This window comes from Vibrio sp. SCSIO 43135 (genome assembly GCF_023716665.1).
In the GTDB taxonomy this organism is placed as follows: Bacteria; Pseudomonadota; Gammaproteobacteria; order Enterobacterales; family Vibrionaceae; genus Vibrio; species Vibrio paucivorans.
Window position 1 is genome coordinate 633,803 of the sequence record NZ_CP071859.1, and the last position, 12,877, is coordinate 646,679.

Consider the following 12,877-nt stretch of genomic DNA (forward strand, 5'->3'; position numbering starts at 1 on the left):
AACAGATACAATGCAGCTTATTTTTCCACAGTAGTGAGCATTAGTCTCACAGTTTTTAAAAAAGTTCGATATGGCTCAGCAGATTGAATTAACAAACACAGTAAAAGACAGCCAACTTGGTCAACGTTTAGACCAAGCAATAGCTGAATTGTTCGCTGACTTTTCACGTTCTCGCCTAAAAGAATGGCTTTTAGAGGGGAAAGTGCAGGTTGATGGTGTCGTGGTTACTAAACCAAGAACTAAAGTCATGGGCGGTGAAGTAATTACAGTTCAGGCTGAACTGGAAGATGAAGAACGCTGGGAAGCTCAAGATATTCCATTGGATATCGTTTATGAAGACGAAGACCTATTGGTGATCAACAAACCACGCGATTTCGTTGTACACCCTGGTGCAGGAACCCCCGACGGTACAGTACTTAATGCGCTATTGCATCACTACCCTGATATTGCGGAAGTGCCGCGAGCGGGTATCGTTCATCGTCTAGATAAAGACACAACAGGTTTGATGGTTGTTGCGAAAACAGTACCTGCTCAAACTCGTTTGGTGCGTGCGCTGCAAAAACGTAACATCACACGTGAATACGAAGCGATAGCGATCGGTACGATGACGGCGGGTGGGAAAGTTGAACAACCAATTGGTCGCCATTCCACTAAGCGCACCTTGATGGCGGTTGCGCCTCTGGGTAAGCCTGCGGTAACACATTACCGAGTAGCGGAGCATTTCCGTGAGCATACGCGTATTCGACTGCGTTTGGAAACCGGACGTACTCACCAAATTCGCGTTCATATGTCATATTTGCAACACCCTCTATTGGGTGATACCGCGTATGGTGGCAGAGCTCGAATCCCTAAAGGAGCCTCTGAAGAATTAACGCAGATGATTCGTAACTTTGATCGTCAAGCGTTGCATGCTGTCATGTTGAAGTTCGAACATCCGGTGACCGGGGAACCTTTGGAGTTCCATGCTCCGATTCCAGATGACATGGTTGCAATGACAGAAGCGCTTCGTGAAGACGCGAAACTAAACCATTCGGAAGAGTACTAATGAGCTTTATCGTCCCTAATTGGCCAGTACCTAATAAAGTAAAAGCGATTTCCTCGACTCGAGCAGGTGGCTTTTCGACTGGCGCTTATCAAGGATTAAACCTAGGTAAACATGTTGGGGACGAAGATTCTATTGTCGAGAGTAACCGGGCGGCACTCTCGGAGCTCGCCAACTTTCCAAGTGCTCCTGTTTGGCTAAACCAAACTCACTCTACTCGTGTGGTAAAAGTGAATCAGCCAACTCAGCAAGTACTCGATGCCGACGGCGTATTTAGCGACAACGCTAATATTGTCTGCTCGGCAATGACTGCAGATTGCCTGCCGGTACTGTTAACCAACACCCAAGGAACTCAAGTGGCTGCAGTTCATGCAGGATGGCGTGGGCTGGCTGGTGGTATTGTCGAAAATGCCGTAAAGATGTTTGATGGTGAGGTAATGGCTTGGCTTGGCCCAGCTATTGGTTCGACGGCATTTGAAGTCGGAGACGACGTGCTGCAAGCGTTCATCGACTTTGATGCAAACGCCATCAAAGGTTTTCATTCTCTTAAGAAAGAAGGCAAAGAAGGTAAGTGGGTGGCGAATATGGAGTTGATTGCGACTCAACGATTAAATCGTCTTGGTGTAACTGGTGTTTATGCCAGTGGTTTATGCACCTACCGACAGCCGCAAGACTTTTATTCTTACCGTCGCGATGGTGTGACAGGTAGACAAGCCTCTTTTATCTGGTTGGCTGACTAAATTCTATTTCTTAGCTTCAAGCTGTCCACTCTTCTTACTCTATCCCCTTGAAAATCATCGTCTGCGTATCCATCTTTCTAAGTAATAATAAATTATCTCAGTTGAGGTTAGGAAGGTTGATATGCGTCTTGATAGGTTCACTAGTAAATTTCAAATCGCTATCTCTGACGCCCAATCTTTGGCGTTAGGGCGTGATCATCAGTACATAGAGCCTGTACACCTGATGGTGGCACTGCTAGATCAGACAGGCAGTCCGATTCGGCCGCTACTCACCATGTTAGATATTGATGTAATGCATCTACGATCAAAGCTAAGTGAGTTGCTAGAACGATTACCTAAGGTCAGTGGTATTGGTGGTGACGTCCAGTTATCCGGTGCAATGGGTACGTTGTTTAACTTGTGCGACAAGGTGGCTCAAAAGCGTCAGGATTCATATATCTCTTCAGAAGTTTTTCTTCTAGCAGCTTTGGAAGATAAAGGCCCTTTGGGCGCTTTATTAAAAGAGATAGGTTTAACCGAAAGCAAAGTGTCTGACGCGATTGAAAAAATTCGCGGCGGACAAAAGGTCAACGACCCTAATGCGGAAGAACTTAGGCAGGCGCTAGAAAAGTTCACCATCGATCTCACTGAGCGAGCAGAGCAGGGCAAACTTGACCCTGTTATAGGCCGCGACGATGAAATTCGCCGCACTATCCAAGTCCTGCAACGTCGAACCAAGAATAATCCGGTCATCATCGGGGAGCCTGGCGTAGGTAAAACGGCAATTGTCGAAGGATTAGCTCAACGCATTATTAATAACGAAGTACCCGAAGGGCTACGTAATCGCCGTGTGTTATCTCTTGATATGGGAGCTCTTGTGGCGGGTGCAAAATACCGCGGTGAATTCGAAGAGCGATTGAAATCAGTATTGAATGAACTTTCTAAAGAGGAAGGCAATGTCATCCTCTTTATTGACGAGTTGCATACGATGGTTGGTGCCGGTAAAGGTGAAGGTTCTATGGACGCCGGTAACATGCTTAAACCTGCACTTGCCCGTGGCGAACTTCATTGTGTTGGTGCTACGACGTTAGATGAATACCGCCAATATATTGAAAAAGATCCAGCTTTAGAGCGACGCTTCCAAAAAGTGCTGGTGGATGAGCCGACAGTAGAAGACACCGTTGCGATATTGCGTGGCCTAAAAGAACGTTATGAACTGCATCATCATGTGGAAATTACTGATCCAGCGATTGTGGCAGCTGCGAGTTTGTCGCACCGCTACGTATCTGACCGTCAACTGCCTGATAAGGCGATTGATTTAATAGATGAAGCAGCATCGAGTATTCGAATGCAGATTGACTCAAAGCCAGAATCTCTCGACAAGTTAGAGCGCAAAATCATCCAGTTGAAAATTGAACAACAAGCGCTGACGAACGAACAAGATGACGCCAGTAGCAAACGTTTGAAGTCAATAGAGCTCGAGTTACAAGATAAAGAGCGTGAGTTTGCTGAGTTGGAAGAAGTTTGGAACGCGGAAAAGGCAGCGCTGTCTGGCACGCAACATATAAAGGCTGAACTTGAGCAAGCGCGGATGGATATGGATTTCGCTCGCCGTGCAGGTGACTTGAATCGTATGTCTGAACTTCAGTATGGCCGTATCCCGGAGCTAGAGAAGCAACTCGATTTAGCTACTCAAGCTGAAATGCAAGAAATGACCTTGCTGCGTAATAAAGTGACAGACAATGAAATCGCGGAAGTACTGTCGAAGCAGACGGGGATTCCGGTGTCTAAAATGCTGGAAGCGGAGAAGGAAAAGCTGCTTCGGATGGAAGAAGTGCTGCACAAGCGTGTGATAGGCCAGCTGGAAGCGGTGGAAGTGGTGTCCAATGCTATTCGCCGTAGTCGAGCAGGGCTATCCGATCCAAATAAGCCTATCGGTTCGTTTTTATTCTTAGGCCCAACCGGTGTAGGTAAAACGGAGCTATGCAAAACATTGGCGAACTTTATGTTTGATAGTGAAGACGCCATGGTACGAATCGACATGTCCGAATTCATGGAGAAGCATTCGGTCGCTCGCTTAGTCGGTGCTCCTCCTGGGTATGTGGGGTATGAAGAAGGTGGTTACCTAACAGAGGCGGTTCGTCGTAAGCCATACTCAGTAATCCTATTGGATGAAGTGGAAAAAGCGCACCCAGATGTGTTCAATATCCTTCTACAAGTTCTGGATGATGGTCGGTTAACTGATGGTCAAGGGAGAACGGTCGATTTTCGTAATACCGTGGTGATCATGACATCAAACTTAGGCTCTTCTCGAATTCAGGAGAACTTCCAGAATCTAGATTACCAAGGCATCAAAAACGAAGTGATGGATGTTGTTGGTAAGCACTTTAGGCCTGAGTTTTTAAACCGGGTAGATGAAAGTGTCGTATTCCACCCACTTGGACAAGAGCACATTAAGTCTATTGCCAGCATCCAGTTGGACCGACTAGCGAAGCGAATGGACGCGAGTGGTTATGAATTAGAAGTGTCAGATAAAGCGCTAGATCTGATATCCAGAGTTGGTTTCGACCCAGTATATGGAGCTCGGCCTTTGAAGCGGGCTATACAGCAGAGTGTTGAAAACCCACTGGCGAAGGCCATACTGGCTGGCAAGGTCGATCCTGATAAAAAGGTACAATTGCTGGTTAACAATGATCGCATCATCGCGCATCAGTAATATTGACGGGAAAGTGTGATTTGAAGAGCAAAACAGTGATGTTTTGCTCTTTTTTTCTACGTATTGATTGAATGTTGGTCGAACGATGCAAAAAGGGAGTTTTTTGTTGAATTAGGGCTTGCACCCAAATCTAATCTCCCTATAATGCGCATCCACTGACACGGCAGACGCCATAAGGCTTCAGCAACGTCAGAGAGGTGAAAAGCTTCTGAGAAAATAAATTTGAAAAAGTGTTTGACTCTTCAAATTATCTCGCTAGAATGCACCTCCGCTTTGAGAGAAAAGTTTCTTGAAAAGCCAAGCTCTTTAACAATTTAAACCTATCAATCTGTGTGGGCACTCGTTGATGATAATCCAATTAGAAATTTCGGTTTCAAATTAGGTTTCAATGAAACGAAGTGACCATTGAATCTTCGGATTCAGCACAGTCAATTCAAACATTACTTTATGTAATGTTCAGTATTCATTGAGCCGACAAAATCTTAAATTGAAGAGTTTGATCATGGCTCAGATTGAACGCTGGCGGCAGGCCTAACACATGCAAGTCGAGCGGAAACGAGTTAACTGAACCTTCGGGGAACGTTAACGGCGTCGAGCGGCGGACGGGTGAGTAATGCCTAGGAAGTTGCCCAGTAGAGGGGGATAACCATTGGAAACGATGGCTAATACCGCATAACCTCTTCGGAGCAAAGCAGGGGACCTTCGGGCCTTGCGCTATTGGATACGCCTAGGTGGGATTAGCTAGTTGGTGAGGTAATGGCTCACCAAGGCGACGATCCCTAGCTGGTCTGAGAGGATGATCAGCCACACTGGAACTGAGACACGGTCCAGACTCCTACGGGAGGCAGCAGTGGGGAATATTGCACAATGGGCGAAAGCCTGATGCAGCCATGCCGCGTGTGTGAAGAAGGCCTTCGGGTTGTAAAGCACTTTCAGCAGTGAGGAAGGCATTAAGATTAATACTCTTGGTGTTTGACGTTAGCTGCAGAAGAAGCACCGGCTAACTCCGTGCCAGCAGCCGCGGTAATACGGAGGGTGCGAGCGTTAATCGGAATTACTGGGCGTAAAGCGCATGCAGGTGGTGGATTAAGTCAGATGTGAAAGCCCGGGGCTCAACCTCGGAACTGCATTTGAAACTGGTTCACTAGAGTACTGTAGAGGGGGGTAGAATTTCAGGTGTAGCGGTGAAATGCGTAGAGATCTGAAGGAATACCGGTGGCGAAGGCGGCCCCCTGGACAGATACTGACACTCAGATGCGAAAGCGTGGGGAGCAAACAGGATTAGATACCCTGGTAGTCCACGCCGTAAACGATGTCTACTTGGAGGTTGTGGCCTTGAGCCGTGGCTTTCGGAGCTAACGCGTTAAGTAGACCGCCTGGGGAGTACGGTCGCAAGATTAAAACTCAAATGAATTGACGGGGGCCCGCACAAGCGGTGGAGCATGTGGTTTAATTCGATGCAACGCGAAGAACCTTACCTACTCTTGACATCCAGAGAACTTTCCAGAGATGGATTGGTGCCTTCGGGAACTCTGAGACAGGTGCTGCATGGCTGTCGTCAGCTCGTGTTGTGAAATGTTGGGTTAAGTCCCGCAACGAGCGCAACCCTTATCCTTGTTTGCCAGCGAGTAATGTCGGGAACTCCAGGGAGACTGCCGGTGATAAACCGGAGGAAGGTGGGGACGACGTCAAGTCATCATGGCCCTTACGAGTAGGGCTACACACGTGCTACAATGGCGCATACAGAGGGCGGCGAGCCAGCGATGGTCAGCGAATCCCAAAAAGTGCGTCGTAGTCCGGATTGGAGTCTGCAACTCGACTCCATGAAGTCGGAATCGCTAGTAATCGTAGATCAGAATGCTACGGTGAATACGTTCCCGGGCCTTGTACACACCGCCCGTCACACCATGGGAGTGGGCTGCAAAAGAAGTGGGTAGTTTAACCTTCGGGAGGACGCTCACCACTTTGTGGTTCATGACTGGGGTGAAGTCGTAACAAGGTAGCCCTAGGGGAACCTGGGGCTGGATCACCTCCTTATACGATGATTATTGCGATGAGTGTTCACACAGATTGATATGGTTTAAAAAAGTTTAAGAGACGATACTGGGTCTGTAGCTCAGGTGGTTAGAGCGTTCGCCTGATAAGCGAGAGGTCGGTGGTTCAAGTCCACTCAGACCCACCAATCTTCCTCCCAGGGGATTGGCTGATAGTATCGACACCTTGATGGGGCTATAGCTCAGCTGGGAGAGCGCCTGCCTTGCACGCAGGAGGTCAGCAGTTCGATCCTGCTTAGCTCCACCATCTTTAAGCGCATTAGCGATAGTGTTTTTAAAAATGGTTCTTAAATGAATCTAGCTCTTTAACAATTTGGAAAGCTGACGAATAACATTTGATTGATGTTATTCAAATAAAAGTTCTCAAATCCTATGTCTCTTAGAGATGTAGGTACCAACACACATTCAAGTGTTCTTGGGAATAACTTTCGAGTTATTCATATTTGAGTCCGGCAAAATCGAATGTCTCTCGCTCATTCAAATAATGAGAGACACACCTTGGTTGTTTGCCATACGTAAAGACCCCTTCGGGTTGTATGGTTAAGTGACTAAGCGTACACGGTGGATGCCTTGGCAGTCAGAGGCGATGAAGGACGTATTAACTTGCGATAAGCCCAGATTAGGTAGTAAAAACCATTTGAGTCTGGGATTTCCGAATGGGGAAACCCAACTGCATAAGCAGTTACTGTTAACTGAATACATAGGTTAACAGGGCGAACCCGGGGAACTGAAACATCTAAGTACCCGGAGGAGTAGAAATCAACCGAGATTCCGAAAGTAGCGGCGAGCGAAATTGGATTAGCCCTTAAGCTTTTAATGATGCAGGTGAAGAGTCTGGAAAGTCTCGCGATACAGGGTGATAGCCCCGTAACCGACACATCATAATCAGTGAAATCGAGTAGGGCGGGACACGTGATATCCTGTCTGAATATGGGGGGACCATCCTCCAAGGCTAAATACTACTGACTGACCGATAGTGAACCAGTACCGTGAGGGAAAGGCGAAAAGAACCCCTGTGAGGGGAGTGAAATAGAACCTGAAACCGTGTACGTACAAGCAGTAGGAGCACCTTCGTGGTGTGACTGCGTACCTTTTGTATAATGGGTCAGCGACTTATATTCAGTAGCAAGGTTAACCGATTAGGGGAGCCGTAGAGAAATCGAGTCTTAACTGGGCGTCGAGTTTCTGGATATAGACCCGAAACCAGGTGATCTAGCCATGGGCAGGTTGAAGGTTGAGTAACATCAACTGGAGGACCGAACCGACTAATGTTGAAAAATTAGCGGATGACTTGTGGCTAGGGGTGAAAGGCCAATCAAACCTGGAGATAGCTGGTTCTCCCCGAAATCTATTTAGGTAGAGCCTCGGACGAATACTACTGGGGGTAGAGCACTGTTAAGGCTAGGGGGTCATCCCGACTTACCAACCCTTTGCAAACTCCGAATACCAGTAAGTACTATCCGGGAGACACACGGCGGGTGCTAACGTCCGTCGTGGAGAGGGAAACAACCCAGACCGCCAGCTAAGGTCCCAAAGTATAGCTAAGTGGGAAACGATGTGGGAAGGCTTAGACAGCTAGGATGTTGGCTTAGAAGCAGCCATCATTTAAAGAAAGCGTAATAGCTCACTAGTCGAGTCGGCCTGCGCGGAAGATGTAACGGGGCTAAGCTATACACCGAAGCTGCGGCAATGCATTTATTGCATTGGGTAGGGGAGCGTTCTGTAAGCCGTTGAAGGTGGGTTGTAAAGCCTGCTGGAGGTATCAGAAGTGCGAATGCTGACATGAGTAACGATAAAGGGGGTGAAAAACCTCCTCGCCGGAAGACCAAGGGTTCCTGTCCAACGTTAATCGGGGCAGGGTAAGTCGACCCCTAAGGCGAGGCCGAAAGGCGTAGTCGATGGGAAACGGGTTAATATTCCCGTACTTCTTACAATTGCGATGGGGGGACGGAGAAGGCTAGGTGGGCCTGGCGACGGTTGTCCAGGTTCAAGTGCGTAGGCTTAAGAGTTAGGTAAATCCGGCTCTTTTTAAGGCTGAGACACGATGTCGAGCTACTACGGTAGTGAAGTCATTGATGCCATGCTTCCAGGAAAAGCCTCTAAGCTTCAGATTGTAAGGAATCGTACCCCAAACCGACACAGGTGGTCGGGTAGAGAATACCAAGGCGCTTGAGAGAACTCGGGTGAAGGAACTAGGCAAAATGGTACCGTAACTTCGGGAGAAGGTACGCTCTTGACGGTGAAGTCCCTTGCGGATGGAGCTATTGAGAGTCGCAGATACCAGGTGGCTGCAACTGTTTATTAAAAACACAGCACTGTGCAAAATCGTAAGATGACGTATACGGTGTGACGCCTGCCCGGTGCCGGAAGGTTAATTGATGGGGTTAGACTTCGGTCGAAGCTCTTGATCGAAGCCCCGGTAAACGGCGGCCGTAACTATAACGGTCCTAAGGTAGCGAAATTCCTTGTCGGGTAAGTTCCGACCTGCACGAATGGCGTAATGATGGCCACGCTGTCTCCACCCGAGACTCAGTGAAATTGAAATCGCTGTGAAGATGCAGTGTACCCGCGGCTAGACGGAAAGACCCCGTGAACCTTTACTACAGCTTGGCACTGAACATTGAGCCTACATGTGTAGGATAGGTGGGAGGCTTTGAAGACGGTACGCCAGTATCGTTGGAGCCATCCTTGAAATACCACCCTTGTATGTTTGATGTTCTAACTTAGACCCATTATCTGGGTTGAGGACAGTGCCTGGTGGGTAGTTTGACTGGGGCGGTCTCCTCCCAAAGAGTAACGGAGGAGCACGAAGGTGGGCTAATCACGGTTGGACATCGTGAGGTTAGTGCAATGGCATAAGCCCGCTTGACTGCGAGAATGACAATTCGAGCAGGTGCGAAAGCAGGTCATAGTGATCCGGTGGTTCTGTATGGAAGGGCCATCGCTCAACGGATAAAAGGTACTCCGGGGATAACAGGCTGATACCGCCCAAGAGTTCATATCGACGGCGGTGTTTGGCACCTCGATGTCGGCTCATCACATCCTGGGGCTGAAGTCGGTCCCAAGGGTATGGCTGTTCGCCATTTAAAGTGGTACGCGAGCTGGGTTTAGAACGTCGTGAGACAGTTCGGTCCCTATCTGCCGTGGGCGTTGGAAGATTGAAGGGGGCTGCTCCTAGTACGAGAGGACCGGAGTGGACGAACCTCTGGTGTTCGGGTTGTGTCGCCAGACGCATTGCCCGGTAGCTAAGTTCGGAATCGATAACCGCTGAAAGCATCTAAGCGGGAAGCGAGCCCTGAGATGAGTCTTCCCTGGCACTTTAAGTGTCCTAAAGGGTTGTTCGAGACTAGAACGTTGATAGGCAGGGTGTGTAAGCGTTGTGAGGCGTTGAGCTAACCTGTACTAATTGCCCGTGAGGCTTAACCATACAACACCCAAGGGGTTTTGATGGACTCAGATAAGAACATTGAATGTAGTGTAGAACGAAACAGCTTTCCGAATTAAGAATTTGCTTGGCGACCATAGCGTTGTGGACCCACCTGATTCCATGCCGAACTCAGAAGTGAAACGCAATAGCGCCGATGGTAGTGTGGGGCTTCCCCATGTGAGAGTAGGACATCGCCAGGCTTTAAATTTTGGACACTTGCTCAGGCGAGTGATACCACTGCGGAGTGGTAGTTCAGTTGGTTAGAATACCGGCCTGTCACGCCGGGGGTCGCGGGTTCGAGTCCCGTCCACTCCGCCATTTATTTCAGAGTTTCAGCTCTTAAAAACTGAAGATAGGGGTGTAGCTCCAATTGGCAGAGCAGCGGATTCCAAATCCGCGTGTTGGGAGTTCGAATCTCTCCACCCCTGCCATATACCAAGCCTCAGCGGAAACGCTGGGGCTTTTTAACATCTGTTGCTTCTACGAAGCGATATTGGGAGTTGGATCGCCAGACCAGCCTAATATTATTTACCCCTGCATAGTTAAGGCTCTAGTCGAAAGGCTAGAGCCTTTTTGCTATCTAGCTGTAACTGTAATCGTCGCTAATGTATCAGAACACAATGCCAATGGATGCTTTTGTGGGAGTTTGACTCTCAAGAGTGTTGGTCCATTCCCCCTTTCTACATTAAAGGCCTTAGACTAACCTTCGAAAACAAAGCCACTTGGCTTTTTGGTGTTCATATGATTATTGAGATTACATATCTCTGATATACAAGACTGCTGCGTCAGCAGTTTGAATCGTTCAACTTTGTCCTATTGAAGGTTTCAGTGGAGATATTTGGTCTTTGTATTTATTGCTTTTAAGAGTGATAGTGGGCTTAGCACGCTAAATCGTAAGGGCTTACCTAGCATTAGTTCGCACATAGAGGATAGCTTCTTTTATCCCACTTTAAGTTCAGAGTGCGTACGGCTCTAGTAAAACTATTTTCGCCATGTAGTGTCGACCTAAGCAGGGACTGCACATGCCTTTAGTAGTGCTCATTTAAGCGGCCAAAGTTTCAAGAACAAAAAAGCCCTGCTCGAATGAGCAGGGCTTTCAATATTCACATATGTAAAGAGGCGAATTACTTTAGGATCGCTTCATTACCATTTTCACGGATGTGCTTAAGCATTGACTTAACGCCACGAGCACTTGAGCCGACAATGTTGCCAGACTTCATGTACTCAGTACCGCCAGAGAAGTCAGTTAGGATAGCGCCAGCTTCACGAGCGATAAGTTCACCTGCAGCCATGTCCCAAGGCTTAAGGCCAAGCTCAAAGTAACCATCTACTCGGCCTGAAGCTAAGTAACATAGGTCTAGTGCAGCAGAACCTGTACGACGGAAATCAGCACACTCTGTAAATAGAGATGTCATGATCTTCATGAAAGATTCAGAGTGTTGCTTCTGTTTGAATGGGAAGCCAGTCGCAAGTACAGTACCTTGAAGATCTTTCAGTTGATTTACACGAATACGTGCATTGTTTAATTGAGCGCCAGCGCCACGTTGAGCAGTGAATAGCTCGTTCAGCATTGGATCGTAAACACAAGCTACTTCTGTTTTTCCTTTGATGCGTACCGCAATAGAAACAGAGAAATGTGGGAAGCCTTTAAGGAAGTTTGTTGTTCCATCCAGTGGGTCGATGATCCATTGTACGTCGTTATCTTTACCTTCGATAAGACCGTTTTCTTCCGCAACAATAGAATGCTCTGGATAAGAGTTTTTGATTGTATCGATGATGATACTTTCAGCTTCTTTGTCGACATTAGTAACAAAGTCGTGTGTACCTTTCTGAGCCGATTCAATTTTATCAGAGTTTTCTAGCGATTTAGCAATGTGATTGCCTGCCTTGCGCGCAGCGCGAATGGCAATGTTAAGCATTGGATGCATACATATTTCCCAACGGATGTTAAAGAACGAAAAAAGCGGGCGCAGTATATCAGAGATTAACGAAAAGGGAAGTGGTTATTTTTTAGCCTTGCAATGCGGCATTTACAAACACAGGCACAAATTTACTGAGGTTTGTGTTAGTATCTTGCAGTTTTTTGATTCTCACTGGTTATGGTCATGCTCGATAAAGTTAAAGTTGTTTTAGTTGGAACTTCCCACTCAGGAAATATAGGTTCTGCAGCTCGAGCTATGAAAGTTATGGGATTAAGTAACCTTGTCCTAGTTGACCCTCAGTGTGAAGTCGATGGTCAAGCGCTAGCATTAGCTGCTGGTGCTAGTGACATCGCTGAAAATGCCGTTGTTGTTTCTACTCTAGATGAAGCAGTGAGTGATTGTGGCTTGGTAGTGGGTTCTAGTGCTCGCTCTCGCACTCTTGAGTGGCCAATGTTGGAGCCTAGAGAGTGTGGTGAAATGTTTGCTTCTGAGGGATTGAAACATCCAGTGGCAATCGTATTTGGTCGAGAAAGAACAGGTCTAACGAACGAAGAGCTACAGAAGTGTCACTATCATGTGTGCATTCCTGCAAACCCTGAATATAGCTCACTTAACCTAGCTATGGCTGTGCAGACACTAAGTTACGAAATTAGAGTTGCGCATCTTAATCGTGAACAAGCTCAGTACTCTGCCGAGCAAGTTGCAGAATACCCTCGTCATAAAGAGCTTGAAATGTTCTACGACCACCTTGAAAAAGTGATGGTTGATACCCAATTTATTTCCAAGGAACAACCTGGTCAGGTTCTGAATAAGCTGCGCCGTTTATTTAGCCGAGCTCGTCCTGAAGCACAAGAGATCAATATCTTACGTGGTGTTTTGACAGCAATAGAGAAACAAAACAAAGGCGTAAAATAACCATTTTAAGTTAATGGTTAAATACCTGACTAAATTAGTCAAATAAATACTTGACCAAATTAGTCAGGTATGAAAAACTTCT

The 12,877-nt window shown here is 47.2% G+C and carries 5 protein-coding genes, 4 tRNA genes and 3 rRNA genes; 11 read left to right on the plus strand and 1 reads right to left on the minus strand.

Features of this window, described 5'->3' with window-relative positions:
- Nucleotides 1–70: 70 nt before the first annotated feature.
- From rluD to J4N42_RS03030, 10 genes are all read left to right on the plus strand, one after another.
- Complete coding sequence (gene rluD, locus J4N42_RS02985) at nt 71–1,045, plus strand: 23S rRNA pseudouridine(1911/1915/1917) synthase RluD (protein ID WP_252029647.1); 975 nt, start codon at nt 71–73, stop codon at nt 1,043–1,045.
- A complete protein-coding gene (pgeF, locus tag J4N42_RS02990) occupies nt 1,045–1,782 on the plus strand; it encodes a peptidoglycan editing factor PgeF (protein ID WP_252029648.1) in 738 nt (245 codons plus the stop codon). The genes rluD and pgeF overlap by 1 nt, the downstream gene beginning before the upstream one ends.
- A 121-nt stretch (nt 1,783–1,903) precedes the next feature.
- On the plus strand, nt 1,904–4,477 hold the full coding sequence (clpB, locus tag J4N42_RS02995) for an ATP-dependent chaperone ClpB (protein ID WP_252029649.1): 2,574 nt from the start codon (nt 1,904–1,906) through the stop codon (nt 4,475–4,477).
- Between the two features lie 484 nt (nt 4,478–4,961).
- Nucleotides 4,962–6,514, plus strand: a 16S ribosomal RNA gene (locus J4N42_RS03000).
- A 68-nt stretch (nt 6,515–6,582) separates the two neighbouring features.
- Nucleotides 6,583–6,659, plus strand: a tRNA-Ile gene (locus J4N42_RS03005).
- 43 nt (nt 6,660–6,702) lie between these two features.
- Nucleotides 6,703–6,778, plus strand: a tRNA-Ala gene (locus J4N42_RS03010).
- A gap of 291 nt (nt 6,779–7,069) precedes the next feature.
- A 23S ribosomal RNA gene (locus J4N42_RS03015) occupies nt 7,070–9,958 on the plus strand.
- Nucleotides 9,959–10,042: 84 nt separating this feature from the next.
- Nucleotides 10,043–10,158: ribosomal RNA gene (rrf, locus tag J4N42_RS03020) — 5S ribosomal RNA — on the plus strand.
- Together the 16S, 23S and 5S rRNA genes with 4 tRNA genes alongside form the textbook arrangement of a ribosomal RNA operon.
- A gap of 41 nt (nt 10,159–10,199) precedes the next feature.
- Nucleotides 10,200–10,276, plus strand: a tRNA-Asp gene (locus tag J4N42_RS03025).
- 36 nt (nt 10,277–10,312) lie between these two features.
- Nucleotides 10,313–10,389, plus strand: a tRNA-Trp gene (locus J4N42_RS03030).
- A gap of 693 nt (nt 10,390–11,082) precedes the next feature.
- Here J4N42_RS03030 and suhB read toward each other — a convergent pair.
- Nucleotides 11,083–11,886 (minus strand): inositol-1-monophosphatase, encoded by an 804-nt coding sequence (gene suhB / locus J4N42_RS03035; RefSeq protein ID WP_252029650.1) that lies wholly within the window; start codon nt 11,884–11,886, stop codon nt 11,083–11,085.
- A gap of 177 nt (nt 11,887–12,063) precedes the next feature.
- Between suhB and trmJ the strand changes: the two genes are divergently transcribed.
- Nucleotides 12,064–12,795, plus strand: a complete 732-nt coding sequence (gene trmJ, locus J4N42_RS03040; RefSeq protein ID WP_252029651.1) for a tRNA (cytosine(32)/uridine(32)-2'-O)-methyltransferase TrmJ — start codon at nt 12,064–12,066, stop codon at nt 12,793–12,795.
- Nucleotides 12,796–12,877 lie beyond the last annotated feature (82 nt).

What these genes read in the sequence shown, in the direction of transcription:
- clpB (WP_252029649.1), top strand. Translation starts at nt 1,904, where the DNA reads ATGCGTCTTGATAGGTTCACTAGTAAATTTCAAATCGCTATCTCTGAC.
- suhB (WP_252029650.1), bottom strand. Translation starts at nt 11,886, where the DNA reads ATGCATCCAATGCTTAACATTGCCATTCGCGCTGCGCGCAAGGCAGGC.
- rluD (WP_252029647.1), top strand. Translation starts at nt 71, where the DNA reads ATGGCTCAGCAGATTGAATTAACAAACACAGTAAAAGACAGCCAACTT.
- trmJ (WP_252029651.1), top strand. Translation starts at nt 12,064, where the DNA reads ATGCTCGATAAAGTTAAAGTTGTTTTAGTTGGAACTTCCCACTCAGGA.
- pgeF (WP_252029648.1), top strand. Translation starts at nt 1,045, where the DNA reads ATGAGCTTTATCGTCCCTAATTGGCCAGTACCTAATAAAGTAAAAGCG.